The 25264-nt window shown below is 43.7% G+C and carries 21 protein-coding genes and 14 tRNA genes; 13 read left to right on the forward strand and 22 right to left on the reverse strand.

Annotated elements, in window-relative coordinates; genetic code table 11:
- Nucleotides 1–165: 165 nt before the first annotated feature.
- Both LRQ06_RS11305 and LRQ06_RS11310 read left to right on the forward strand, forming a co-directional pair.
- The gene (locus LRQ06_RS11305; RefSeq protein WP_232766427.1) at nt 166–1305 is read left to right on the forward strand and encodes a flagellin; all 1140 of its coding nucleotides are present in this window, start codon (nt 166–168) and stop codon (nt 1303–1305) included.
- A gap of 480 nt (nt 1306–1785) precedes the next feature.
- Nucleotides 1786–2919: a flagellin gene (locus LRQ06_RS11310; RefSeq protein WP_232766428.1), complete on the forward strand. Its 1134-nt coding sequence runs from the start codon at nt 1786–1788 to the stop codon at nt 2917–2919.
- 175 nt (nt 2920–3094) lie between these two features.
- Here LRQ06_RS11310 and LRQ06_RS11315 read toward each other — a convergent pair.
- From LRQ06_RS11315 to lolB, 19 genes are all read right to left on the reverse strand, one after another.
- Nucleotides 3095–3171: transfer RNA gene (locus LRQ06_RS11315), tRNA-Met, on the reverse strand.
- Nucleotides 3172–3223: 52 nt separating this feature from the next.
- Nucleotides 3224–3308 (reverse strand) — tRNA-Leu (locus tag LRQ06_RS11320).
- A gap of 75 nt (nt 3309–3383) precedes the next feature.
- Nucleotides 3384–3457 (reverse strand) — tRNA-Gln (locus LRQ06_RS11325).
- 31 nt (nt 3458–3488) lie between these two features.
- Nucleotides 3489–3573, reverse strand: a tRNA-Leu gene (locus LRQ06_RS11330).
- A gap of 75 nt (nt 3574–3648) precedes the next feature.
- Nucleotides 3649–3723: transfer RNA gene (locus tag LRQ06_RS11335), tRNA-Gln, on the reverse strand.
- 28 nt (nt 3724–3751) lie between these two features.
- A tRNA-Leu gene (locus tag LRQ06_RS11340) sits at nt 3752–3836 on the reverse strand.
- 41 nt (nt 3837–3877) lie between these two features.
- Nucleotides 3878–3952, reverse strand: a tRNA-Gln gene (locus tag LRQ06_RS11345).
- Nucleotides 3953–3981: 29 nt separating this feature from the next.
- Nucleotides 3982–4066: transfer RNA gene (locus tag LRQ06_RS11350), tRNA-Leu, on the reverse strand.
- Between the two features lie 41 nt (nt 4067–4107).
- Nucleotides 4108–4182: transfer RNA gene (locus LRQ06_RS11355), tRNA-Gln, on the reverse strand.
- Between the two features lie 29 nt (nt 4183–4211).
- Nucleotides 4212–4296 (reverse strand) — tRNA-Leu (locus tag LRQ06_RS11360).
- A 41-nt stretch (nt 4297–4337) separates the two neighbouring features.
- Nucleotides 4338–4414: transfer RNA gene (locus LRQ06_RS11365), tRNA-Met, on the reverse strand.
- Between the two features lie 72 nt (nt 4415–4486).
- Nucleotides 4487–4560, reverse strand: a tRNA-Gln gene (locus tag LRQ06_RS11370).
- A gap of 30 nt (nt 4561–4590) precedes the next feature.
- Nucleotides 4591–4675: transfer RNA gene (locus tag LRQ06_RS11375), tRNA-Leu, on the reverse strand.
- Nucleotides 4676–4720: 45 nt separating this feature from the next.
- A tRNA-Met gene (locus LRQ06_RS11380) sits at nt 4721–4797 on the reverse strand.
- Between the two features lie 240 nt (nt 4798–5037).
- Nucleotides 5038–6129 (reverse strand): redox-regulated ATPase YchF, encoded by a 1092-nt coding sequence (gene ychF / locus LRQ06_RS11385; protein WP_232766429.1) that lies wholly within the window; start codon nt 6127–6129, stop codon nt 5038–5040.
- A gap of 11 nt (nt 6130–6140) precedes the next feature.
- Nucleotides 6141–6731: an aminoacyl-tRNA hydrolase gene (gene pth / locus LRQ06_RS11390; RefSeq protein ID WP_232766430.1), complete on the reverse strand. Its 591-nt coding sequence runs from the start codon at nt 6729–6731 to the stop codon at nt 6141–6143.
- Nucleotides 6732–6866: 135 nt separating this feature from the next.
- Nucleotides 6867–7814 (reverse strand): ribose-phosphate pyrophosphokinase, encoded by a 948-nt coding sequence (locus tag LRQ06_RS11395; protein ID WP_232766431.1) that lies wholly within the window; start codon nt 7812–7814, stop codon nt 6867–6869.
- A 28-nt stretch (nt 7815–7842) separates the two neighbouring features.
- Nucleotides 7843–8730 (reverse strand): 4-(cytidine 5'-diphospho)-2-C-methyl-D-erythritol kinase, encoded by an 888-nt coding sequence (gene ispE, locus LRQ06_RS11400; protein WP_232766432.1) that lies wholly within the window; start codon nt 8728–8730, stop codon nt 7843–7845.
- The gene (lolB, locus tag LRQ06_RS11405) at nt 8712–9317 is read right to left on the reverse strand and encodes a lipoprotein insertase outer membrane protein LolB (RefSeq protein ID WP_232766433.1); all 606 of its coding nucleotides are present in this window, start codon (nt 9315–9317) and stop codon (nt 8712–8714) included. Before lolB ends, ispE begins: the two co-directional genes overlap by 19 nt.
- Before the next feature lie 158 nt (nt 9318–9475).
- On the opposite strand from lolB, the gene hemA reads away from it, so the two are divergent.
- From hemA to ybaK, 8 genes are all read left to right on the forward strand, one after another.
- On the forward strand, nt 9476–10729 hold the full coding sequence (hemA, locus tag LRQ06_RS11410) for a glutamyl-tRNA reductase (protein WP_232766434.1): 1254 nt from the start codon (nt 9476–9478) through the stop codon (nt 10727–10729).
- A gap of 24 nt (nt 10730–10753) precedes the next feature.
- Complete coding sequence (gene prfA, locus LRQ06_RS11415) at nt 10754–11842, forward strand: peptide chain release factor 1 (protein ID WP_232766435.1); 1089 nt, start codon at nt 10754–10756, stop codon at nt 11840–11842.
- Between the two features lie 6 nt (nt 11843–11848).
- Nucleotides 11849–12709, forward strand: a complete 861-nt coding sequence (gene prmC / locus LRQ06_RS11420) for a peptide chain release factor N(5)-glutamine methyltransferase (RefSeq protein ID WP_232766436.1) — start codon at nt 11849–11851, stop codon at nt 12707–12709.
- Nucleotides 12710–12722: 13 nt separating this feature from the next.
- Nucleotides 12723–13103 carry a SirB2 family protein gene (locus tag LRQ06_RS11425; protein ID WP_232767166.1) on the forward strand — a complete coding sequence of 127 codons (381 nt, stop codon included), beginning with the start codon at nt 12723–12725 and terminating at the stop codon, nt 13101–13103.
- A 17-nt stretch (nt 13104–13120) separates the two neighbouring features.
- On the forward strand, nt 13121–13930 hold the full coding sequence (locus LRQ06_RS11430; protein ID WP_232766437.1) for a SirB1 family protein: 810 nt from the start codon (nt 13121–13123) through the stop codon (nt 13928–13930).
- Nucleotides 13931–13949: 19 nt separating this feature from the next.
- Nucleotides 13950–14801, forward strand: a complete 852-nt coding sequence (kdsA, locus tag LRQ06_RS11435) for a 3-deoxy-8-phosphooctulonate synthase (protein WP_232766438.1) — start codon at nt 13950–13952, stop codon at nt 14799–14801.
- 210 nt (nt 14802–15011) lie between these two features.
- Complete coding sequence (ushA, locus tag LRQ06_RS11440) at nt 15012–16667, forward strand: bifunctional UDP-sugar hydrolase/5'-nucleotidase UshA (RefSeq protein WP_232766439.1); 1656 nt, start codon at nt 15012–15014, stop codon at nt 16665–16667.
- Between the two features lie 93 nt (nt 16668–16760).
- Complete coding sequence (ybaK, locus tag LRQ06_RS11445; RefSeq protein WP_232766440.1) at nt 16761–17237, forward strand: Cys-tRNA(Pro) deacylase; 477 nt, start codon at nt 16761–16763, stop codon at nt 17235–17237.
- A 79-nt stretch (nt 17238–17316) separates the two neighbouring features.
- On the opposite strand, the gene LRQ06_RS11450 is transcribed toward ybaK, so the two are convergent.
- The gene (locus LRQ06_RS11450; protein ID WP_232766442.1) at nt 17317–18561 is read right to left on the reverse strand and encodes a uracil-xanthine permease family protein; all 1245 of its coding nucleotides are present in this window, start codon (nt 18559–18561) and stop codon (nt 17317–17319) included.
- 196 nt (nt 18562–18757) lie between these two features.
- Between LRQ06_RS11450 and LRQ06_RS11455 the strand changes: the two genes are divergently transcribed.
- Nucleotides 18758–19906 (forward strand): DUF2066 domain-containing protein, encoded by a 1149-nt coding sequence (locus tag LRQ06_RS11455; RefSeq protein ID WP_232766444.1) that lies wholly within the window; start codon nt 18758–18760, stop codon nt 19904–19906.
- Between the two features lie 65 nt (nt 19907–19971).
- On the opposite strand, the gene arsC is transcribed toward LRQ06_RS11455, so the two are convergent.
- Both arsC and bepA read right to left on the reverse strand, forming a co-directional pair.
- Nucleotides 19972–20322 (reverse strand): arsenate reductase (glutaredoxin), encoded by a 351-nt coding sequence (gene arsC, locus LRQ06_RS11460; RefSeq protein ID WP_232767167.1) that lies wholly within the window; start codon nt 20320–20322, stop codon nt 19972–19974.
- A 12-nt stretch (nt 20323–20334) separates the two neighbouring features.
- Complete coding sequence (gene bepA / locus LRQ06_RS11465) at nt 20335–21798, reverse strand: beta-barrel assembly-enhancing protease (RefSeq protein WP_232766450.1); 1464 nt, start codon at nt 21796–21798, stop codon at nt 20335–20337.
- A gap of 334 nt (nt 21799–22132) precedes the next feature.
- On the opposite strand from bepA, the gene LRQ06_RS11470 reads away from it, so the two are divergent.
- Entirely contained in the window at nt 22133–23200 is a 1068-nt protein-coding gene (locus LRQ06_RS11470; RefSeq protein WP_232766452.1) for an AI-2E family transporter, read from the forward strand.
- A gap of 183 nt (nt 23201–23383) precedes the next feature.
- On the forward strand, nt 23384–25255 hold the full coding sequence (locus LRQ06_RS11475) for a methyl-accepting chemotaxis protein (RefSeq protein ID WP_232767168.1): 1872 nt from the start codon (nt 23384–23386) through the stop codon (nt 25253–25255).
- Nucleotides 25256–25264 lie beyond the last annotated feature (9 nt).

Consider the following 25264-nt stretch of genomic DNA (forward strand, 5'->3'; position numbering starts at 1 on the left):
AAACAAAAGTTGGCACGCTAAATGCTTTAGTTTAAGAAAAGCTGTTAAACAGTTTACGTTAAACGGCATTGCAAATGTGGCAAGTTATTTACGGTCAGTGCTTCCCAACGAGAGTAAAGCTGACCGCTTCGCAAAAGCTTGCGAACTCATTAGGAGAGCAAAATTATGACCATTACAGTAAATACCAACGTGTCAGCAATGACTGCACAGCGTTATTTAAATAAAGCCGGTAATGAGCTGAATACTTCAATGGAGCGTTTGTCTTCCGGTAACCGGATTAACAGTGCAAAAGATGACGCCGCAGGTATGCAGATTTCTAACCGGTTAATTGCTCAGTCTCGGGGGCTGGACGTCGCCATGAGAAATGCGAATGACGGTATTTCGATTTCCCAGACTGCTGAGGGGGCAATGAACGAATCAACCAGTATCTTGCAACGTATGCGCGACTTGGCTCTGCAATCGGCTAATGGTACTAACTCACTGTCAGAACGTAAGGCTCTGAATGAAGAATCACAGGCATTGCAGGACGAACTGAACCGTATTGCTGAAACCACTTCTTTTGGTGGACGTAAGTTATTGAACGGAACATTTGGACAGTCTGCATTCCAGATCGGTGCCAGTTCCGGTGAAGCCATTATCATTGGTTTGACGAATATACGTGCAGATGATTTTCGGATGGGCGGTCAGTCATTTGTTGCTGAGCAGGGTAAAGATAAAAACTGGGGCGTTCCTCCAACAAGCAGAGACTTAAAACTTGAGTTTACTGATGGTAAAGGGGAACCTCAGACAATCGATATCCTGACAAAACCCGGTGATGACATCGAAGAGGTGGCGACTTATATCAATGGTCAGACAGACAAAGTGAAAGCGTCTGTCGATGAAAAAGGTAAGTTACAGTTGTTTATGGCAGAACCGGATATTCAGGGTAACCTGTCTATCTCTGGAGGTCTGGCTTCAGAGTTGGGTCTTAATGGTGGACCCGGTAAGAAAACAACGGTTCAGGATATTGATATTACGACGGTTGGTGGTTCTCAGAATGCGGTTGGTGTGCTGGATTCAGCGCTGAAATATATCGACTCTCAGAGGGCTGATCTCGGTGCGAAGCAGAACCGTTTAAGTCACAGTATTAACAACCTGGCGAACATTCAGGAAAACGTGAATGCATCGAAAAGCCGTATTAAAGATACCGATTTCGCTAAGGAAACAACGCAATTAACGAAAGCACAAATATTACAGCAGGCAGGTACTTCAATACTTGCTCAAGCTAAACAGTTGCCAAACGCTGCAATGCAACTATTGCAGTAGTAAAAGTACTTCATTTCCGAACTCAGACGTGGGTCTGGATTTGAAGTTACTTTGGCAAAGTGTGATGACAGGTGGGTACTAAGCTCTCTCAAGTTTATTACTGCTTAGTATCTATCCTTAATCATACGCCCCTGGTCAGCCTAAATGTGAACATTTCTCTCGATCTCCACATTGGCTATGGCTACCACAAATAGCCCCGGTTCTCTCAAAGGAAAAGGGGCTTTTCTTTTTTTGTCTGCTCCACCCCGGCCGTTTCTATTTATTCTTTAGTGTATTAAGCCACTTTATTTCTGTTTTTCCTTCTATCCCTATCTTTTTCTCCATTTATGACGTTTTTTTTAAAAAAAATTATCTTTTTCTAAAGGAATCTGAATTCTCGTCGCTAAAAGATCGAACTTTGAGAGAACTAATGGTTTTCCGAGACGTCGGAAGCCGATCGGAATTTCCGCGAAAAACGGAAAATCAATAGGAGAAACCACTATGGCGGTTAATGTAAATACGAACGTTTCAGCGATGACGGCACAGCGTTATTTAAATAGCGCAACCAGTGCAATGAATACATCAATGGAGCGTTTATCATCTGGCTATAAAATTAATAGTGCGAAGGACGATGCGGCAGGATTGCAAATATCCAACCGTCTGACCTCCCAGAGCCGGGGCCTGGATGTTGCTGTTCGTAACGCAAATGATGGTATCTCTATCGCGCAAACGGCTGAAGGTGCTATGAATGAGACCACCAGTATTTTGCAACGTATGAGAGACTTGTCACTTCAATCGGCGAATGGTTCAAACTCCAAATCTGAGCGTACTGCAATTCAGGAAGAAGTTAGTGCATTAAACGACGAACTGAATCGCGTGGCTGAAACTACCTCCTTTGGTGGGAATAAGCTTTTAAATGGTACGTTCCAGACCAAGGCTTTCCAGATTGGTTCTAATAGCGGTGAAGCTGTTATGCTGAATCTTAAAGACATGCGTAGCGATAACAAAATGATGGGTGGCACCAGTTATGTTGCGCAGAATGGGAAAGACAAAGACTGGAAAGTTCAGGATGGAGCGAATGACTTTACGATTTCTTTAACAGATAAATCGGGTCAGCAGCAAAATATCTCAATTAATGCGAAAGCGGGTGATGATATTGAAGAGTTAGCTACGTACATTAATGGTCAGACTGATATGGTTAGTGCGTCAGTCGATCAGGATGGTAAATTGCAGCTCTTTACTGATAATAACAAGGTTGACGGACAGGCAACATTTGGTGGTAGTCTTGCGGGTGAACTGGGTATGTCTGCTGGTCAGGCTGAAACAGTTGATACCATGGACGTCACTACTGTTGGTGGAGCTCAACAAGCGGTTTCCGTTGTCGATTCTGCATTGAAGTATGTAGACAGTCACCGGGCTGAACTTGGTGCATTCCAAAACCGTTTCAATCATGCTATCAGTAATCTTGATAACATCAATGAAAACGTTAATGCTTCCAGAAGTCGTATCAAAGATACTGATTTTGCTAAAGAAACGACTGCGCTTACAAAAGCTCAGATTCTTTCTCAGGCATCCAGTTCTGTTCTTGCTCAGGCAAAACAGGCGCCGAATGCGGCACTTGGATTACTTGGATAAAAACGTTTATTCAGCGAATAAAAATCCGGCATTGGCCGGATTTTTTTTGTAAAATTTCTGAGAAATAAAAACGACAAAACCCGGCTAAACCGGGTTTTATACGATACAAACAGAGGATCAGTTCTGATGTATCCACGTTATTTATCAGCATTTCGCTTAAATAACGTTATATAAATGGTGGCTACGACGGGATTTGAACCTGTGACCCCATCATTATGAGTGATGTGCTCTAACCAGCTGAGCTACGTAGCCACTCTGATATTATGCTTAAAAACCAGATAATTAACGGCTTCTAAGAAATTAATGGTGCGGAAGGAGAGACTTGAACTCTCACACCTTGCGGCGCCAGAACCTAAATCTGGTGCGTCTACCAATTTCGCCACTTCCGCATCGTAGTTATCAAAGCTCTTGCTTAATAACGTTGTCAGATTCTGGTAATTATTGCTACCAGAAAACAATGAATATGGCAGGGCTACCTGGATTCGAACCAGGGATGACGGGATCAGAACCCGTTGCCTTACCGCTTGGCGATAGCCCTGCAATGTTTAAGCATAGCCACCTTAATAGTATGGTGCGGAAGGAGAGACTTGAACTCTCACACCTTGCGGCGCCAGAACCTAAATCTGGTGCGTCTACCAATTTCGCCACTTCCGCATCGTAGTTATCAAAGCTCTTGCTTAATAACGTTGTCAGATTCTGGTAATTATTGCTACCAGAAAACAATGAATATGGCAGGGCTACCTGGATTCGAACCAGGGGATGGCGGCATCAAAAGCCGCTGCCTTACCGCTTGGCGATAGCCCTACAGTGATAGTTTGACACTATCAAATCATGGTGCGGAAGGAGAGACTTGAACTCTCACACCTTGCGGCGCCAGAACCTAAATCTGGTGCGTCTACCAATTTCGCCACTTCCGCATCGTAGTTACCTGAGTATTATCCCGGCAACGTTGTAAATATGGCAGGGCTACCTGGATTCGAACCAGGGGATGGCGGCATCAAAAGCCGCTGCCTTACCGCTTGGCGATAGCCCTACAGTGATAGTTTGACACTATCAGAATCATGGTGCGGAAGGAGAGACTTGAACTCTCACACCTTGCGGCGCCAGAACCTAAATCTGGTGCGTCTACCAATTTCGCCACTTCCGCATCGTAGTTGCCTGAGCATTATCCCGGCAACGTTGTAAATATGGCAGGGCTACCTGGATTCGAACCAGGGGATGGCGGCATCAAAAGCCGCTGCCTTACCGCTTGGCGATAGCCCTACAATGATAGTTTAGTACTATCAGAATCATGGTGCGGAAGGAGAGACTTGAACTCTCACACCTTGCGGCGCCAGAACCTAAATCTGGTGCGTCTACCAATTTCGCCACTTCCGCATCGTGGTTATCAGAGCTTTCGTCTAATAACGTTGTATAAATGGTGGCTACGACGGGATTTGAACCTGTGACCCCATCATTATGAGTGATGTGCTCTAACCAGCTGAGCTACGTAGCCATCAATTTTGAGCGAGACAATATAGCTAATCTCTACCCGTGTTTCAATGAGTTTTCATCAAAACTTAAAAAATGGCAGGTCTACCTGGATTCGAACCAGGGGTGACGGGATCAGAACCCGTTGCCTTACCGCTTGGCGATAGACCTGCAGAGGCAGTTTAAAACTACCAGAAACAATGGTGCGGAAGGAGAGACTTGAACTCTCACACCTTGCGGCGCCAGAACCTAAATCTGGTGCGTCTACCAATTTCGCCACTTCCGCATTGTTTTTGTATCATCACGTCAATTTGACCTGATAATGAATAAATGGTGGCTACGACGGGATTTGAACCTGTGACCCCATCATTATGAGTGATGTGCTCTAACCAGCTGAGCTACGTAGCCACTCTTTTCTCTACGTTTCTAAATCGCGAGAACGGAGCGCATTATGCGGATCTGACTGTTGAGCGTCAACAGTTTTTTTGAATAAATTTCCAGAAAACGCCCGTTCGACTTTTTTTTATACAAAGAGGTGTGTTTCTGATCAAAAACCAGCATAAAATCAAGCTGGTGAAGATGTGGCGTTCATTTTGAATAATAAAAAGGTCAACCGTAGGGTTGACCTTGTCATTGAATGAGGAAGGGTTATACGTTGAAGCGGAAGTGAATGACATCGCCATCTTTAACAATGTAGTCTTTTCCTTCCAGCCGCCATTTACCGGCTTCTTTTGCACCCTGCTCACCTTTGTATTCAATAAAGTCATCATATCCGACAACTTCAGCACGGATAAATCCTCGTTCGAAGTCGGTATGAATTTTACCGGCAGCCTGTGGTGCTGTTGAACCAACAGGTGTTGTCCATGCCCGGACTTCTTTTACACCAGCGGTGAAGTAAGTATGCAGATTCAGTAATTCATAACCGGAACGGATAACACGGTTCAGACCGGGTTCTTCAATGCCCAAATCGGCCAGAAATTCATCTCTTTCATCGTCTTCCAGTTCAGATAGCTCAGACTCAATCGCCGCACAAACCGGAACCACAACATTATTTTCTTTTTCTGCGAACTCACGAACGGCATCAAGATATGGATTATCTTCCAAACCATCTTCATTGACGTTAGCAATGTACATGGTTGGCTTCAGTGTCAGGAAGTTCAGATAGGCAATGGCGGCTTTCTCTTCTTTCGACAGGTCTACTGAGCGGGCTGAGCCCCCTTCTGTCAGAACAGGAAGCAGTTTTTCCAGAACGGTTAATTCAAATTTAGCCGCTTTGTCTCCGCCTTTTGCTCTTTTAGTCTGGCGTTGCATCGCTCTTTCACAGGAGTCTAAATCCGCAAGGGCTAACTCAAGGTTGATAACTTCGATGTCTTCCAGTGGAGAGACTTTACCGGCAACGTGAACGATATTTTCATTCTCGAAGCAACGTACAACATGGCCAATCGCGTCTGTTTCGCGGATGTTTGCTAAGAATTTATTACCCAGCCCTTCACCTTTTGATGCTCCGGCAACCAGACCCGCAATATCAACGAATTCCATTGTTGTCGGTAAGATGCGTTGTGGGTTAACGATTTCAGCAAGTGCATCCAGACGTAAGTCCGGGACCGGTACAATACCTGTATTTGGCTCAATAGTACAAAAAGGGAAGTTAGCTGCTTCAATCCCTGCTTTGGTAAGTGCATTAAATAGAGTTGATTTACCTACGTTTGGTAAACCCACGATGCCACATTTAAAACCCATGTCTGTAAACCTTATTCAATTTTGAAACTGTGTAAGCGATTTTGTGCTTTAGCCAGCCCATCTTTAAGTAATATATCTAAACAACGAACAGATTCGTCCACTGTTGCATTCAGGCATTCCTGTTCTTTTGCCGGAGCTTTCCCGAGAACATATCCGGCCACTCTGTCTTTATGGCCCGGATGCCCGATACCGATTCTTAACCGATAGAATTCTTTGTTGTTGCCAAGTTTGCTGATGGTGTCTTTGAGACCATTATGGCCTCCGTGTCCACCACCTTTTTTAAATTTAGCGACCCCGGGAGGTAAATCAAGTTCGTCATGAGCGACCATGATTTCCTCTGGATTTATTTGGTAAAACTTTGCCAGAGCGGAAACCGCTTTACCGGATAAATTCATAAAGGTGGTTGGAATCAGTAAACGAATATCCTGACCATCTTTCATAATTCGGCCTGTCAATCCAAAAAACTTTGGTTCATTTTTTAGTGTTACATTATTGATGCGAGCTAATTCTTCAATTACCCATGCGCCTGCATTATGTCTTGTTTTTGCATATTCAGGCCCTGGATTGGCTAGCCCAACAAGTAGTTTAATTTGTTGACTCACGGTCAGGCTCTCTCTGGAATATAAAGGCGCCGTATAATAGCACAGAAAATTTTCAATAGGAGCATGTTTGTATTCTTAAACGAAAAAGGCACGCATTATTGCGTGCCTTCAATAAGCAAATGCTATTATGTCAGCTTACTGGTTAAACATTGCTGAGATAGATTCTTCGTTACTGATACGGCGAATGGCTTCTGCCAGCATGGTAGACAGTGTCAGTACGGTGACTTTTCCGGTTGCTTCCATTTCTTTGGAAAGGGTAACAGAGTCAGTGATAATAACCTGATCTAGTACAGAGCTCTTAATGTTGTTTGCAGCATTGCCGGAGAAAACTGCGTGAGTTGCGTAAGCAAATACACGTTTTGCACCACGGTTTTTCAATGCTTCAGCGGCTTTACATAAAGTACCACCGGTATCGATCATATCATCAACGATGACACAGTCACGGCCTTCAACATCACCGATAAGGTTCATCACCTCAGCAACGTTTGCACGTGGGCGTCGTTTGTCAACGATAGCAATATCAATGTCTCCCAGTGCTTTTGCTGTTGCACGGGCACGAACAACACCGCCAAGATCAGGAGAAACAACAACAGGATCTTCCAGTCCGCGTTCTACCATATCTTCCAGCAGTACAGGAGTACCGAAGATATTGTCAACGGGGACATCAAAGAAACCTTGAATCTGTTCAGCGTGAAGGTCAATAGTAAGAACACGGTCAACGCCAACATTGGAAAGAAAATCAGCGACAACTTTTGCTGTGATAGGCACACGGGCGGAACGTACACGACGATCCTGGCGGGCATACCCAAAGTAAGGGATAACAGCTGTAATACGACCCGCAGAAGCACGACGCATGGCATCAATCATTACAACCAGTTCCATTAGGTTGTCGTTTGTCGGGGCACAAGTAGATTGAATAATAAAAACATCGCTACCACGGACATTTTCGTTGATTTGTACTGCAACTTCTCCATCAGAGAAGCGGGATACAGTAGCATCACCAAGGGAAATATACAGACGGTCAGCAATACGTTGGGCTAGTTCAGGTGTGGCGTTACCAGCAAAGAGCTTCATATCAGGCACGGTGGAAACCTCAGGTTTTCGTCCAGTATTAAATGGTTTGGGTCTCGGAAGATTGACATCTCGCCAGTGCCTCTTTCAAAGGGGACGTATTTCGCCCCTGAGCGACAAAAGCAAAGACATTACCGGGTAATCGGGCATAGGCTTCCTGAGCTTTTTTTGCGCTGGAAAATTCAGCAAAAACACAAGAACCTGTACCGGTCAATCTTGACGGCGCGTATTGTAGCAGCCATGAAAGTTGCTTATCAACCTTTGGATATAGTAAACGTACAATTTTTTCGCAATCGTTTCCGTAGTTTTGATCTAATAACGCATTTATAGGACGTTTGGGTGTGTTTCTGGTTAAATCCGGATGAGAAAAAATATCGGCGGTAGAAATGCTTACGTCAGGGCGGATGACTAAATACCATTTTTCTTCCGGGGATACCGGTGTTAATTTTTCTCCGATTCCTTCTGCAAATGCAGCAAAACCTTTAACAAATACAGGAACATCTGCCCCAAGCTTAACCCCAATGCGGGCCAGTTCATCATCGTTTAAATGGGTTTGCCAAAGATAGTTTAATGCGACCAGCGTTGTAGCCGCATTGGACGAACCACCACCAATTCCGCCTCCCATCGGAAGGACTTTTTTCAGATGAATGTGGGCACCCAAAGAGCAGCCGGTCTCACTCTTTAACGCCGCCGCAGCCCGGTAGATAAGGTTGTCCCTGAGCGGCACGCCCTCTATCTCTGGGCTTAACGTGATTTCTCCACTGTCATTTGGTGTGATACTTAATTTGTCACCAAAATCAAGAAACTGAAACAACGTCTGCAATTCGTGATAACCGTCTTCCCGCCGGCCGGTAATATACAAAAATAAATTTAATTTTGCCGGCGATGGCCAGTGAGTACATTCCTGAGTCATGATTTGATTTTCCATTTAGAGATGACCAGATGAAGTTTTGTTGCCGAATGTTTCAAAGATAGCTTATAAGGTAAAGGAATGACATCTTGGTTCAGTTCAACATTTTGATAACGGCGGTAGACAACGGACCACGGTTCCTGAGCATTGTTGGTCACTGTGCTTAATGTATGGTTTTCATTAAAGGTATAGTTATCCGTGGGGTTTGGCAGACCTAACAGCCAGTTTTCCAGTTCGGATATGGGGATTTGTAAACCGATGAGTTGTTCAATTAACAGGTCAGGATTTTTGTTCTCATAATGCTCCCCCTCGTAAGAATCGATAGTAGATAATTCGGGGGTGATGGTCATTTTCATTACCGTCTGACCAAGAAAAGTCGAGAGGCGTAAATGGCTGGTGGTGCCAGTTTTTGTTAATTGAATATTCAGAGAACGTCTTTCTGTCGGGGTAATGTAACCAAGCTGACCGGTAATGGTAAAATTTGTTATCTGAGAAAGTAATTGCTGATGCTGCTGCCAACGAACAGGAGTATTTGCCATTTGGATTGATGAGCAGCCGAATAAAGCCAGACAAGACAGAATAATGGAAAAAAACTTTAGTTGCATAGGTACATGAAACCTGAGTTAGAGTGAGAACACGGAGCTCACTATAGCATTGAACATCACCTTTAAGTAAAACAAATACGTTCAGTACTTTTATTCTGTAGGGGCATACAGTAAAATTTCTTTTTTGAATGTCTTAGCTGTCAGAGATATCCCTGTTAATGTCTTTACTTGCCATTGGTATTAATCACAATACTGCGTCATTAGAGTTACGCGAAAAAGTAGCGTTTGGTCCGGATAAATTACCGGAAGCGCTCAGGCAACTGCGTCAGCAGGTTGAGGGCAGTGTAATTATATCAACCTGTAACCGGACTGAAATTTATTGTGATGCGCGTAAAGCCGGTAAAACTCAGATGGTTGACTGGCTGTCCGAGTTTCATCAGGTTGACAGCAAAGAGCTGAAACCCAGTTTATATATTCATGAAGATCATGCGGCGATTCGACATTTAATGAGGGTTTCCTGCGGCCTTGATTCTCTGGTTCTTGGTGAGCCTCAGATATTGGGGCAGGTAAAACAGGCTTACTTACAGTCAAGAGAGCTGAAAGCGGTCGATCCGGTGCTTGACCGGCTTTTTCAGAAAGCGTTCTCGGTGGCCAAACGGGTTCGTACCGAAACGGAAATTGGCGGGCATGCCGTTTCCGTTGCTTATGCTGCCTGCACTCTGGCTAAGCATATTTTCGAATCTCTTAGTTCTTCAACTGTATTACTGGTCGGAGCCGGAGAGACGATCGAATTAGTTGCCAAGCATTTGGCATCGAACGGTTGCCAGAATATGATTGTGGCAAACCGTACCCGGGAAAGAGCTATGGGACTGGCAAGTCAGTTTGGAGCACAGGTTATCAGCCTTCAGGAAATTCCGGATTATTTGCCGAAAGCGGATATTGTCATTAGTTCAACTGCCAGTCCATTGCCGATCATCGGCAAAGGTATGGTTGAAAGTGCCATAAAATCACGTCGCTATCAGCCGATGTTATTGGTTGATATTGCTGTTCCGAGAGATATAGAAGCACAGGTTGGTAAAATTCGGGATGTTTACCTGTACAGTGTGGATGATTTACAGTCAATTGTAGACAGCAATATGGAGCAGCGTAAATCGGAGGCGGTTCAGGCCGAAGCCATTGTCACTAAGGAAAGCGACGAATTTATCAGTAAAGTTCGTGCTCTTCAGGCTGTTGGCAGTATCCGGGAATACAGGGACAGTGCAAATCAGATCCGGGATGAATTACTGGAAAAAGCATTACAGTCTATCGCATCCGGAGTGCCACCCGAAAAGGCACTTCAGGAACTGAGTCATAAATTGACCAACAAACTTATTCATGCCCCAACCCGCGCATTGCAAAGCGCGGCTGAGCAGGGCGAACTGGCGAAATTAGCCATAATCAGACAGAGCATAGGCTTAGATGACCTATCCTGATCCTATCATTTTTAAGAAGAAATTATGAAAGCGTCTATTTTAGCGAAACTTGAGTCGCTCGTTGAGCGTTATGAGGAAGTTCAGCAATTGCTGGGAGACCCGGATATTATCGGGGATCAGGATAAATTCAGGGCACTGTCAAAAGAATTTTCTCAACTTGAGCAGGTAACCAAATGCTTTCAGGCCTATCAGCAGGCACAGGAAGATCTGGAAGCGGCAGAAGAAATGGCAAAAGAAGACGATCCTGAAATGCGTGAAATGGCTCAGGATGAGATTAACGATGCAAAAGAAAAAATTGAATCTCTGAATGATGAGCTGCAGATACTATTGTTGCCAAAAGACCCTCATGACGAACGTAACTGTTTCTTAGAAATCCGGGCTGGTGCCGGTGGTGATGAAGCGGGGATTTTTGCCGGTGATTTGTTCCGTATGTACAGCCGCTACGCTGAGAGAAAAGGATGGCGTGTCGAGGTCATGTCATCAAATGAGTCAGAACAGGGTGGTTATAAAGAGATCATTGCTAAAGTGAATGGTGAATCGGTTTATGGTTCCCTGAAATTCGAATCAGGCGGTCATCGAGTTCAGCGAGTACCTGCTACTGAGTCTCAGGGACGGGTTCATACATCAGCATGTACTGTTGCGATTATGCCGGAAATTCCAGAAACGGAAGCCCCGGAAATCAAAGCAACAGATTTGAGAATTGATACATTCCGCTCATCCGGAGCCGGTGGTCAGCACGTTAACACAACCGATTCGGCTATTCGAATTACTCACTTACCAACCGGTACGGTTGTTGAGTGTCAGGATGAACGTTCTCAGCATAAAAACAAAGCGAAAGCGATGTCGGTTCTTGCTGCACGGATTGCTCAGGCTGAAGAGGCTAAACGTGCCGCTGAAGTCTCTGATACCCGCCGTAACCTTTTAGGAACCGGAGACCGGAGCGATCGGATTCGTACTTACAATTATCCACAGGGGCGGGTATCCGATCACCGTATTAACCTGACTTTATACCGTTTATCGGAAGTAATGGAAGGTGATATGGATTCTCTGATTGAACCGGTTATTCAGGAACATCAGGCCGATCAGCTGGCAGCACTTGCCGATCAGAATTAAACCAGTATGACCGCTTCCGTAAAGCATACCATTGCAGAACTTTTGAAATCAGCCACTGATGCACTGACGGTCAGTGGCAGTCCGTCACCTTCCGTTGATGCGACCGCGTTGCTGAGTCATGTCCTGCAAAAGCCCAGAAGTTATTTTTTGACCTGGCCGGAAAAAACGCTGACTTCGGAGCAATACGACGCATTCAGTAAAGTGCTGGAGCGCCGGACTCACGGAGAACCGGTTGCATACATTACCGGAGAACGTGAATTCTGGTCGCTGAATCTTTCTGTTTCCCCTTCGACGTTAATACCACGGCCGGATACCGAGAGATTGGTGGAAGTAGCACTGGAAAAAGTGAACGATTGTGACGGTGCCGTATTGGATCTGGGTACCGGAACCGGTGCGATTGCGTTAGCGCTGGCCAGTGAGTTACCGGACAGAGAGGTGTTTGGTGTTGATATCCGGGAGGAAGCAACAGTACTGGCGCAGAATAACGCCGCTAAGCTAAACATCAGAAATACCACTTTCTGGCAGGGAAGCTGGTTTGAACCGGTTATAACAGGTATGAAATTTGCTTTAGTTATATCAAACCCTCCTTATATTGACGGAGATGACCCTCATTTAAAAGAAGGCGATGTTCGTTTTGAACCAAGCAGTGCGCTCGTCGCAGATGAACACGGTCTGGCGGATATCAGAACAATTTCCGGGCAGGCAAGAGATTATCTGGAAATAAACGGCTGGTTGTTGTTTGAACATGGTTATAAGCAGGGTGAACAGGTAAGGGCGATTTTGAGCTTATTTGGTTACGATGAGATTGCAACGGAGCAGGACTATTCAGGGAATGACCGGGTTACTTTCGGACGTTATACAGGTTGAACTGAGGTAGATGATGTATTTACTGGTTAAAAATGTACATATTTTGACGGTTCTGATTAGTGTCGTTTTATTGACGTTCCGGTTTGTGTTAATGCTGCGTGATTCCGGAAAAAAACACCATCGCTTCCTGAATGTTTTTCCACATGTTAACGATTCCGTTCTTTTATTATCCGGTGTGTATCTTATCTACCTGACCGGCTCCCTGCCATTTACCTCTTCAGCTCCATGGCTGACAGAAAAACTCATGTGTGTAGTGGCGTATATTGCTTTAGGGTTATACGCTTTGAAGTTTGGCAAAACTAAGTGGCTTAGAACATTTGCTTTTTTAGGTGCTCTTGGCTGGATATTTATGGCTGGTCATATATCGATGACCAAAGTGCCGACCTTTATGTAATGAAAGAGAATAACGTTATGCTGAATTTATGCGACGAAGACTTTGATGCCATGGAGCTTGTTGAAGGGGCTCTCGCTTTAAATAAAGCCATAGATGAGTCCACAAGTGTCGATTGGGCAAAGCAGGAACTACAACGGTTATTGAAAGAAGCAGAGCTTCGTTTGGTTTGTGAAAAAAATGAAGAGCAGCGCTTGAATGCGTTTCTGCGGTTATTTTATGTGGAGTGGGGATTTTGTGGCGATCAGGAAGCCTATTTCCATTCTGGAAATGCCTTTATTGATAAAGTCATGGAAACGCGTAAAGGTATTCCGTTAAGTCTGGGGACATTACTGCTTTATTTTGGAAAGCATTTGGGTTTTTCGTTTGCTCCGGTGACGTTTCCAACTCAGTTTTTGATTCAGGTTACCGGATGCGGCGAGTCGGTTCGTTATATAAATCCTTTTTCCGGTGAATTTGTTTCTCAGCATGTCCTTCAGGCATGGTTAATCGGTCAGCAGGGGGCATTTGTTAAATTAAAACCTGAGCATCTTGCGGTGGCAGATAATCCTTCGATCATCGGTCGTTGGCTTGCGTTACTGAAAGGTGCATTGATGAGAGAAGAACATTACTCACTGGCATTGAAGTGTACTAATATAGCATTAGGTTTTGTACCGGATGATCCCTATGAAATTCGGGACCGGGGATTTATTTACCAGCAACTGGAATGCCCTCAGGTTGCTGTGAATGATTATCAGTATTTTATTGACCAATGTCCGGATGATCCGGCTGCTGAGTTGCTGAAAGGACAGGTAACGGCATTGGAAAACACGCACGTAACACTGCACTAATTTCAGAATGAGAAAGAGAATGGAACAGAAAACAATAAAAGTTGGTGATATTGATGTCGCAAACGATAAACCATTTGTGTTATTTGCCGGAATGAATGTTCTGGAGTCCCGTGATCTGGCTATGCAGATATGTGAGCACTATGTCAGTGTCACCGATAAACTGGGAATTCCTTACGTTTTTAAAGCCTCTTTCGATAAAGCGAACCGCAGCTCTGTTCATTCTTACCGGGGACCGGGCTTTGAAGAAGGTATGAAAATTTTTGAAGAGCTGAAAAAGACATTCGGCGTTAAAATCATTACTGATGTTCATACGGAAGCCCAGGCACAACCTGTTGCCGATGTTGTTGATGTGATTCAGTTACCGGCCTTTTTGGCCCGGCAAACGGATTTGGTTGAAGCAATGGCAAAAACCGGTTCGGTTATCAATGTTAAGAAACCTCAGTTCATGAGTCCCGGGCAAGTGGGGAATATTGTCGATAAGTTTGCTGAATGCGGAAATGATAAAATCATTCTGTGTGAGCGGGGAGCCTGTCATGGATACGATAATTTAGTTGTGGATATGCTTGGTTTTGGTGTAATGAAAAAAGTATCGAACGGAAGTCCGATCATTTTTGATGTTACTCATTCTCTTCAGATGCGGGATCCGACCGGGGCTGCTTCGGGAGGTCGGCGTGAGCAAACCGTTGAGCTGGCTAAAGCGGGTCTGGCAACAGGAATTAGCGGATTGTTTATTGAAGCTCATCCAGATCCTGATAAAGCTAAATGTGATGGTCCGTCGGCATTGCCATTGAATAAGCTGGAACCGTTCCTTGCGCAGATGAAAGCATTAGATGATCTGATAAAAAGTTTTGATGTCATTGAAATAGACTGATCCTCTTGTCGTTGTACTCGTTTTAATCCCTTGCTCTTTTAATGAAAGCAAGGGATTTTTTGATCCTCTGATAGTTAATCTCATTGTCCGGTAGCCGAGTTCAGTGATTTGTTATATAACTTAGAATTATTATCATGCGCCGGAGTATTTATCCGGCGTGTCAGTTTGTCAGTGGTTACGAATCTTCAGGGAATGCTCATGGTCTGGGATATGATAAAAAAATATATTGTTGTTTCACTTCTTGCTATCGCAATTATAGGGTGTTCAGGCCCGACACCAAAGGATGGACATTGGCAGAAAAATCAAACGTATCACCTTACGGTTCTGCATACGAATGATCATCATGGCCGGTTTTGGACGAATAAGTATGGTGAGTATGGTATGGCGGCGAGGAAAACTCTGGTTGATGATATTCGCCGGGAAGTGAAAGCCGAAGGCGGGAGTGTTCTGCTGTTTTCTGGTGGTGATATAAATACGGGCGTTCCTGAATCTGATATGCAGGACGCGGAACCGGATTTTAAAGGAATGAATAAAATTGGCTATGATGCGATGGCATTGGGGAATCATGAATTTGACAACCCTTTGTCCGTGTTAAGAAAACAGCAAAGCTGGTCAAATTTTCCTTTTTTGTCTGCCAATATTTACGACAGAAATACCGGTAAACGTCTTTTTCCTGCTTATAAAATGTTTAATGAGCAGGGCATTAAAATTGCTGTTATTGGTTTGACGACAGAAGATACAGCAAAAATTGGCAATCCCCGTTATATGAAAGATATTGAATTCCGGGATCCGAAAACCGAAGCGAAGAAATTGCTCGAAGTGATTAACCAGACTGAACAGCCGGATCTGATTTTTGCTATTACACATATGGGTCATTATCAGAACGGAAAATTTGGCATCAATGCACCTGGTGACGTTTCTTTAGCCCGGTATCTGAATGAAGGGGCGATGGACATGATTATCGGCGGGCATTCTCAGGATCCGGTCTGTATGTCAGGACCTAATGTGATTAATAAACAGTTTAAACCTGGAGATGCCTGCCGCCCTGATTACCAGAATGGTATTTATATCGTTCAGGCTCATGAGTGGGGGAAATACGTTGGCCGGGCGGATTTTGATTTTAAAAATGGCAAATTAACACTGGTTCACTATGCTTTGGTTCCTGTGAATCTGAAAAAGAAAATCAAAGTGAATGGTGAGTCCAAACGGGTGTTTGTGACCTCAGAAATTCCTCAGAATAAAGATATGTATCAATTCCTTAAACCGTATCAGGATCTTGGTCAGGCATCACTATCTGAAAAAATCGGACGTACTGATGGAAGATTGGAAGGGGACAGGAATGTCGTTCGTTTTCATCAGACCAATCTTGGCCGGTTAATCGCGACGGCTCAGATGGAAAGGACGCATGCCGATTTCGGAATTATGAATTCTGGCGGTGTAAGGGATTCGATCCCGAAGGGTAACATTACCTATAAAGATGTTCTGAAAGTTCAGCCATTTGCGAATGAGGTGACGTATGTTGATATGAGAGGCGATGAGTTACTGGATTATCTTTCCGTAGTTGCAACTAAGCCTGTTGACTCGGGTGCATACGCTCAATTTGCCGGTATCTCTATGCAAGTCAGTAATGGTGGTGTGTCGGAGGTCATGATAGACCATCAGCCAATCGATATTGATAAAATGTATCGTTTCTCTATTCCAAGCTATAACGCGGAAGGTGGGGATGGTTATCCGAATTTATCGGGTCATTCCGGTTATGTGAATACCGGCTATGTCGATGCAGAAGTATTGAAAAATTATATTGAAACACATTCTCCTCTTAATACGGACTCGTATGCGCCTTCCGAAGAGATTATTTATGAATAATTGATTTATAAGTGTTTTAGAGTTAGCTTAAAGGCGACATATCTGTCGCCTTTTTACGGCGATATTTTTCTCTGGCATTTCTGGGTGGTACTTATGACACCGGCAATCAATTTAGTAAAAAAGAAAAAGATTTCTCATCAGATTCATCAATATGAACATGATCCTCACAGTGCAAGTTATGGTTTAGAAGCAGCTGAAGCGTTGGGCCAGGATCCGGATACGGTATTTAAAACACTGTTGTTTTCTCTTAATGGCGATGCTAAAAAGTTGGCTGTTGCCATTATTCCCGTCGATCATAAACTCAATTTAAAACTGGCAGCAAAAGCCGCAGGAGGGAAAAAAGCTGAAATGGCTAATCCTGATATTGCAGAAAAAACAACCGGTTATATTGTCGGTGGTATCAGCCCCCTAGGACAGAAAAAAAGTTTACCGACGTTTATTCATCATAGTGCCGAGTCATTGGACACCATGTGCGTGAGCGGGGGACGTCGCGGTCTGGAAATTGAGTTGGCACCGGATGATTTGGCCACTCTGACCAGAGCAAAGTTTGTAGATTTGTGTCTAGAGTAGGCCTGGTCAACAGCTTCTTATAACTACCTGAATCAGAGTTCACCGTTAAATAACCGGTGAACTCCCGTCAGATTAAGGATTAATCTTCAATTTGAGCATTGTCGACAACGTGTTGTGTTTCGCCAAAATCTTTTGGTAAAACCAGATTAAGCAAAATCGCAACGATACCGCACAGGCTGACACCTTGCAGGCTGAACTTCCCAATTCCAAATGCCATTCCGCCAATACCAAACACAAGAGTGACTGCTACAATAACCAGATTACGTGATTTGTGCAGATCCACATTGTTTTTGATTAGAGTATTGAGACCAACTGAAGCAATAGAACCAAACAATAAAATCATGATGCCACCCATAACCGGAACCGGTATGGTTTGCAGGATAGCTCCTAGTTTTCCGACGAGAGCCAGAACAATAGCAGTAACCGCTGCCCACGTCATGATCACCGGGTTGAATGCTTTTGTCAGCATAACGGCTCCGGTGACTTCACTATAGGTTGTATTTGGTGGAGCGCCAAGAAATGCAGCAGCCATGGTAGCGATTCCATCACCGGTAATGGTGCGATGTAATCCGGGTTTTTTCAGATAATCTTTACCGGTTACATTTGAAATAGACAGAATATCGCCTACGTGTTCTACCGCCGGAGCGATAGCAACAGGAATCATGAAAAGGATTGCATTGATGTTAAATTCAGGAAAAGTAAAGTTTGGTAATGCAAACCACGATGCCTGATGAACGGCATCAAAGCTTACCACTCCAAATGAAAGGCTGAGAACATAACCGACAACGATACCACCAAAAATAGGCAGAAGCTTAAACATGCCTTTCGCAAACACACTGATAAAAATAGTGGTTAGCAGGCTGGCACATGAGATCCAAATGGCGAGTTGCCCATTAACAAGCTGAATCGAACCGTCACCGCTTTTACCCAGAGCCATATTGACTGCCGTTGGCGCGAGTCCAAGTCCTATAACCATGATGATTGGGCCCACAACGACCGGGGGTAATATTTTGTGGATAATGTCTACACCCTTAAGCTTAATAATGCCGCCTAATAGTACATAAACAGCACCAGCTGCCATCAGACCGCCCATGGTTGAAGCAATACCCCAGGCTTGAACACCGTACATAATAGGAGCAATAAAAGCGAAAGAGGAAGCGAGGAAGATGGGGACGGAGCGGCGGGTGATAAGCTGAAATAAAAGGGTACCGACACCAGCTCCCAAGAGAGCAACGTTGGGATCCAAACCGGTAAGGAGCGGAACCAGCACCAGAGCCCCAAATGCGACGAAAAGCATTTGAACGCCCAAAATGGCATTTTTCATGATGATTTCCCTGTGACTATGCAAATTTCGGGGATTCTATCACCTATTTAATCGTTTGCCATCACTATTTAAGCAAATAATTGACCATCTGGATAAGGTCTGTGAATGATTAATTAAATTTACTTAGATCAGATTCCTTGCCGAGAATTGAAGAGTTGCTTATGATCGATGAATCATTTTTTGGGGCTAACATCTTATGCGCTATTTTATTTTTGTTATTTTAGGGATTTTTTCTTCCTCATTGCTGGCCAGTGTGAATGTCGATCTTTATCACACACAGGTCACTTTGCAGGAAGGTCAGTCAGAACATGATGCTGAAGTTACCGGGTTAGAAAATGTCATCATTAAAGCCAGCGGTAATGTTAGCGCTGCTCAGAATGTCGTAATAAAAAAAGCGCTATCTAATGTAAGTCACTACCTGACAGAACTGGGGCACGATAAAAATAGTGATAATCAGACGATTGTTAAGCTGGGTTTTAACGGAAAACATATCAGAGAACTGCTGACCCAGGCACAGTTACCTTTCTGGCCGGCTTCCCGTACTAACATTTTAATTTGGTACATTAAAGACGATGGATATCAGCGTTCGATTGCCTGGGAAAATGTGGGATCTGATGAAGTTAAATGGATTAAGCAGTCTGCTGAGTTAAGAGGTTTACCTCTGACCGTTCCTGTTGGTGATTTTACCGACATTATGAATGTTGAAGTGTCTGATTTATGGGGCGGATTTTTAAAACCAATCAGTGAAGCCAGCAGCCGGTATCAGCCTGATGCGGTTTTAGTTGTCAGGGCTCAGGATAATCGTATTCGCTGGACTTTGTATGATCAGTCACCAAAACAAATTATAAAAGATTCTTCATCTCCACTGATTGGTTCTGTTGCGCTGTCCGGAGAAAACGGAATCAAAGCGGTTGTTGATGATATTGCCCGGTATTATGCCCGTAAAAATGGAATTTTGATTTCGGCTCAAACGTCGGAATCTTCAGTTGAAGTTGAGTTCAGCAATCTCAAGAATGCCATGGATTTCTTTACGTTGGAAAATGATCTGAAAGGTTTGTCATCAGTGGCATCGATTGATGTTACTCAGGTATCCGGAGAGCGGGTGTTATATACGGTGCATATTTTGACATCAGTAGAAAACTTTGAACAGGAGCTCTCTAAAAATCATCATTTGATTAAGATAGGTTCGCCGGGTTCAGAGTCTGTACCGAATCTTCAGGAAGATGCTTCTGGTGTGTTGAAAACATCATCTGAGAGCGTGATGGCAACTGAAGTGGTTTCAGGAAGCGGTGATGCGTCTCCGGCTCAACCTGAATCCGGGATTTTGAGATACGAATGGCAGTGAGTCATAGCATCTGACCCAATAGACAAAAAGGCTTAATCTGGTTTGGTTAAGCCTTTTTTCTGATATTAAAGAATTTCAAGGACTTTTTCGGGAGGCCGTCCATGTCTGGCTTTTCCATCAGAGACGACAATTGGTCTTTCAATTAATTTGGGGAATTTGACCATTGCATCAAATAGTTGCTCATCTGTGACAGAGGCATCGCCCAGATTCAGCTCTTTATATTCTGCTTCTTTGGTTCTCATCATTTTGCGGACAGAATCCAGTTCCAACTGCTTATAAAGTGTTTTAAGTTCATCTTTATTCAAGGGTTCATCAAGATAATTAATAATTTCTGGTTCAATCCCTTTTGTCTGTAGCAGTACAAGAGTTTCACGGCTTTTTGAACATCTCGGATTGTGGTAAATAACGACCATAATTTCTCCTTGAATCTATTGTTTTAACGCTAAGAACTGAGCTCTTTTCGCCATGAGCTGGTCGATTCTTGCGTCATACCTTGCCTGTTCTAAACTTCCTAATTTTGCCAGTTGGCTGGCTTGTGAATACAACTGTATGGCCTGATCCCAGTCAGCTTTCAGAGCATGTAATTCTGCTCTTGATGCCAGTTCTTCTGCCTGGTTTCCTGTTTTTGCATCCGCTTTCGATAGCAATGACCACCCAATCGTATCCTCCGGATGATCATGAGTATAGCGTTGTAATACCTTAATTGCCTTATTGTTTTCTTTTGCTTCTAAAAGAGCATTGGCATAATTGACCATAATCACATTGTTGTCGGGACTTTGCTGTAATGCGGTTTTTAACAGACTGACGGACTGCATGGGTTTTTTCAGACCAATATATAAATCAGAAGCTGCGTCCAGATAGAATAGGTTGAGGGGAGCTGAGGTCAGTAATTTTTTAATAATTGGTTTTGCTTTATTGAATTTCTTCGTATCCAGATAGACAAGTGCCCGCCCGTATTCCATTGCAGAATGAATCGTTGAGATGTTTTCTTTATCATGGCGGTTTATCCAGTCCAGTGCTGCATCATCTTCTAAACCGGTATAACGGGCAATGATTCTGACTCTGGCTAATTGGTATTGCAAAGATGGAGCCAGTTTTACATGCTTATAATGATTTGCTCTTTGACGACTGTCTGTAATTCTTGACTGTGGCAGGGGGTGAGTCAGCAGCATGGCTGGTGGTGTACTTGCATAGCGGTATTCATCTGCCAGACGACCGAAAAACCGGGGCATAGCATAAGGGTTAAACCCGGCTTTTGCCAGAGTTGCGATACCAAAACGATCCGCTTCTTTTTCGTTAGCCCGGGTGTAATTAATCTTACTCTGTATAGTTCCAGCTGTTGTGGCTGACAAGGCTGCGACGCCAGCCTGAGGGGCTGCTATTGCCAGTAACAGAGAGCCAGCGAGTGCTGCGATGGTTGCCGGTGTTCGTTTTGCTTCGGCTTCCATACTCCGGGCTAAGTGGCGTTGGGTTACGTGCGAAATTTCGTGAGCCAGAATTGAGGCCAGTTCACTTTCTGTCCGAGTGTGAAGAAAAATGCCTGAATGAACGGCGACATGCCCGCCAAAAAAGGCAAAGGCATTAAGCTCTCTGTTTCTGATCAGAAAAAAGTAAAAGGGTGTTTTGACATTTTCAGAATTTGCAACCAACCTGTGGCCGATGGCGTTTATATAATCGCTCAGGACCGGATCATGAATGATAGGTTGAGAGGCACGCATACTGCGCATATAAGCATCGCCGTATATTTCTTCCTGAGCGATGGTTAAGGTTGCACTGGCAACGGTACCAATATCAGGTAAATCAATATCTTTACTGTAGGCGAGCGGAGACAGGCAAACAGATGCCGATATACATAAACTAATCAGTTTTTTAGAAAATTGACCCAACTTCATTTTTACTCTGTCTTTTTACTGGATAAATATTTAGACCCTGATATAACAATAGAGTTTCTCTACATGGTTACACTTACTGACATTATAAATTTTTATCATAGGTTACTGACTATGGTAACTACTTTAAAAGTCTATACAATAGAATCCCTATATTATAGGTAACCAGAAATAATGAAACCATATAGTATTGATTCTTGTAGCATAATTTAATTTTTTATGACAATGGTATCCAAATCCTGATGAGCACTGCATCTTCTGCTGGTTTGGGTATATTCCGATACTACAATAAATAAATGAATATAAGTTCAGGTTAGTTTTAAAGGGACTTCAAAACATGTTCGATATGATAAACCGTTGGTATAAGAGACGCTTTTCGGATCCCCGGGCTGTGAGTCTGTTTGCGATTCTTTTTTTTGGTTTCATTGTCATCTATTTTTTCGGCCATTTAATCGCTCCATTACTGGTGGCTATCGTATTGGCTTATCTGCTCGAATGGCCGGTTTCCAAACTGAGTCAGTTAGGTCTGCCGCGGACTCTGGCGGTGATTTTAGTCATATTGTTGTTTGTTGGCTTTATGCTATTGGCTTTTTTTGGGCTGGTTCCGACAATCTGGGAACAGGTCGGGAATTTGCTTAATGATATTCCTAGCATGTATGCACGACTGCAGACTTCCATTGCGCATATCCCCGAACAGTACCCTGAATTAGCGAACCTGAAAATTGTTGAATCTGTGATGGATAATGCAAAAGATCAAGCGTTATCAATGGGGGAAAAAGTGGTGAAAGGATCCTTTTCATCCCTGCTGAGTCTGGCAACCTTGTCTATTTATCTGATTTTGGTCCCTTTGCTGATTTTCTTTTTATTGAAAGATAAAAAGGAAATGATAACCACGTTGGGTAGTGTGCTGCCTAAAGAAAGAGAACTGGCTTATCAGGTTTGGGTGGAAATGAATCAGCAGATATCCAACTACATCAATGGAAAAGTGCTGGAGATCGTTATTGTCGGTGGTGTCAGTTATGCAACATTTGCACTTTTGGATCTCCGTTATGCGGTTTTACTTTCTGTCGCTGTGGGGTTTTCAGTCCTGATTCCTTATATCGGCGCTGCCGCTGTGACCATCCCTGTAGCGATTGTTGGTATTTTTCAGTGGGGATTTACATCGGATTTTTACTGGTTGCTGATTGCATACGGAATAATCCAGGCCTTAGACGGGAATGTTTTGGTACCTGTTTTATTCTCTGAAGCGGTAAATCTTCATCCGGTTGCAATTATTGTTGCGGTATTGGTGTTTGGTGGTTTATGGGGATTCTGGGGTGTCTTCTTTGCCATCCCGCTTGCTACTCTGGTTAAAGCGGTATGGAAAGCTGTGCCAGCACAGGAAGAGGAATCTACCTCTCAATAGGTAAGTGAAAGAATGTAAGTTTATCTTTTTGAGGGAAAAGTAATTGTTAGTATCGGTAGGGCTAAATACCTTGTTACAAATTTATTTTTCTACCTTATGGAATCATAGTTAAAGATGCCGTCTCAACTGCCGATAATAGCATATACTTTAAGGGATTTAAGCTTTTGGGAGACATGGGTTGTGATAAAATTTAGTCATAAAGTCGTCGCCGCCTCATCGGCGTTACTGTTTGCAACAGTGGCGCTTCTTAGTATTCAGCAGCTAACGACAGTAAAAGATGAAGTCACCAGTCTGGTTAATGAAAGTCTGAACGAAATTGTAGGAGGAGTAGAAGATACTATTTCTGCTCAAATGAAGGGAGGCCGGCAGTTTGCCTTATCGATTACTGATGCCATAGAAATTGATCCTCATAATACTGATTTTGTAAAGACACTTATTGAAAAACCTTCCATTAAAAAAGCGGTTGCCGGAATTGGCATTGGCTATGAAAAAGACGGTTCTGTAGTCGAAAATATAGATGGCTGGACACCTGACAGCAGCTATGACCCCCGGGTCAGGCCCTGGTATACCAATGCCAAGCAGACCAAAAATATTTTTGTGACTAAGCCGTATTTGGATGTAGCAACCAAGACGATGATCATTTCAGTGGGAACCCCAATCCAGAAAGATGGTGAATATGTCGGCTCCATGTTCTTTGATGTTAATTTATCCGGTCTGGCTCAACTGGTTAATAAAGCGAGCCTATTTGATGCCGGATACATGTTTATTGCAACGGATGACGGAATCACAATAGCTCACCCCAAATCGGAATTCAATGGCAAAAAAATTAGCGACTTTCTTCCTAATGTGATGATTAAAACAGGGCTTCAGGATGTAACGATTGGAGGTTCCCCCTATCTGGTGAAATTTGTGCCGGTACCGGGAGAAAGTTGGTATGTCGGAGCTGTTGTTGATAAAGACAAAGCCTTTCAGGCTATCGGAAAAGTGCGTAACAGCTCGGTTATCTATACCATTATCGGTGTTGTAATCAGTTTACTTATTTTGACTTACCTGATTAAAGTGCTGATGAAACCTTTGGGGGCTCTAAATGAAGCTATTGAGGATGTTGCTTCAGGAAAAGGAGATTTAACGAAACGTTTGGATGAAAATACGGACCCGGAATTCGCTCAGTTAGCCATTGGTTTTAACCAATTTATTGCTTCATTGCAAAATCAGATGAAACATTCTAAATCAATCAGTAATGATCTTCATGCCGGTATCGATACAACACTGGCGAATGCGGATAAATCAGTCGAAGCCATGCATAGCCAAATGCAGGAACTGGAGCAGTTAGCTACGGCAATGAATGAAATGGCAGCTTCGGCTTCCGAAGTGGCAAATAATGCTCAGGGAGCAGCTTCAGCTGCTCAGGAAGCCGACAATGCTACATCTGAAGGCTCCTCTGTTGTTCAGGAGACGACGGATTCTATCGATCAGCTTGCTGCACGAATTGATCAGGCGGTCGAAGAAGTTCAAGGGCTTGAATCTGCGACAGCTAATATCGAGACGATTTTGAAAGTGATTAACGATATTGCTGATCAGACAAACTTACTGGCTTTGAATGCGGCAATTGAAGCGGCCCGGGCCGGGGAATCCGGTCGGGGGTTTGCGGTGGTTGCCGATGAAGTCCGGACACTGGCTCAGCGTACACAGCAATCAACAACAGAAATTCGTTCGATGATTGAACAATTACAATCTGGTGCAATGGCGGTGTCGTCTGCGATGAAAGAGAGCAAAGACACGACGGTTTCTGCTGTCGAAAAATCTCAGTATGCCAATGAAGCGTTGCAAAAAATCCGTCTATCCATTCAACATATTAATGATATGAATATGCAAATAGCGGCGGCGGCGGAACAACAGAGCCAAGTAGCGGAAGAAATTAACAACAATACCTTTAAGATTAAGGATTTGAGTAGTCAGGTTGCGGAATCTGCAAGAATGTCTAATGAGCAAACTCAGGAGCAAGCGGAGAAAGTGCGGGAGCAGGACAATTTATTAAACAAGTTTATTGTTTAATTTTAAGGT

Source organism: Vibrio salinus (assembly GCF_021272385.1).
GTDB lineage: Bacteria > Pseudomonadota > Gammaproteobacteria > Enterobacterales > Vibrionaceae > Vibrio > Vibrio salinus.

Excerpts from the sequence above, each read along its gene's own strand:
- LRQ06_RS11305 (WP_232766427.1), top strand. The coding sequence starts at position 166 with ATGACCATTACAGTAAATACCAACGTGTCAGCAATGACTGCACAGCGT.
- LRQ06_RS11310 (WP_232766428.1), top strand. The coding sequence starts at position 1,786 with ATGGCGGTTAATGTAAATACGAACGTTTCAGCGATGACGGCACAGCGT.
- ychF (WP_232766429.1), bottom strand. The coding sequence starts at position 6,129 with ATGGGTTTTAAATGTGGCATCGTGGGTTTACCAAACGTAGGTAAATCA.
- ispE (WP_232766432.1), bottom strand. The coding sequence starts at position 8,730 with ATGGAAAATCAAATCATGACTCAGGAATGTACTCACTGGCCATCGCCG.
- lolB (WP_232766433.1), bottom strand. The coding sequence starts at position 9,317 with ATGCAACTAAAGTTTTTTTCCATTATTCTGTCTTGTCTGGCTTTATTC.
- hemA (WP_232766434.1), top strand. The coding sequence starts at position 9,476 with ATGTCTTTACTTGCCATTGGTATTAATCACAATACTGCGTCATTAGAG.
- prfA (WP_232766435.1), top strand. The coding sequence starts at position 10,754 with ATGAAAGCGTCTATTTTAGCGAAACTTGAGTCGCTCGTTGAGCGTTAT.
- prmC (WP_232766436.1), top strand. The coding sequence starts at position 11,849 with ATGACCGCTTCCGTAAAGCATACCATTGCAGAACTTTTGAAATCAGCC.
- LRQ06_RS11425 (WP_232767166.1), top strand. The coding sequence starts at position 12,723 with ATGTATTTACTGGTTAAAAATGTACATATTTTGACGGTTCTGATTAGT.
- LRQ06_RS11430 (WP_232766437.1), top strand. The coding sequence starts at position 13,121 with ATGCTGAATTTATGCGACGAAGACTTTGATGCCATGGAGCTTGTTGAA.
- kdsA (WP_232766438.1), top strand. The coding sequence starts at position 13,950 with ATGGAACAGAAAACAATAAAAGTTGGTGATATTGATGTCGCAAACGAT.
- ushA (WP_232766439.1), top strand. The coding sequence starts at position 15,012 with ATGATAAAAAAATATATTGTTGTTTCACTTCTTGCTATCGCAATTATA.
- ybaK (WP_232766440.1), top strand. The coding sequence starts at position 16,761 with ATGACACCGGCAATCAATTTAGTAAAAAAGAAAAAGATTTCTCATCAG.
- LRQ06_RS11450 (WP_232766442.1), bottom strand. The coding sequence starts at position 18,561 with ATGAAAAATGCCATTTTGGGCGTTCAAATGCTTTTCGTCGCATTTGGG.
- LRQ06_RS11455 (WP_232766444.1), top strand. The coding sequence starts at position 18,758 with ATGCGCTATTTTATTTTTGTTATTTTAGGGATTTTTTCTTCCTCATTG.
- bepA (WP_232766450.1), bottom strand. The coding sequence starts at position 21,798 with ATGAAGTTGGGTCAATTTTCTAAAAAACTGATTAGTTTATGTATATCG.
- LRQ06_RS11470 (WP_232766452.1), top strand. The coding sequence starts at position 22,133 with ATGTTCGATATGATAAACCGTTGGTATAAGAGACGCTTTTCGGATCCC.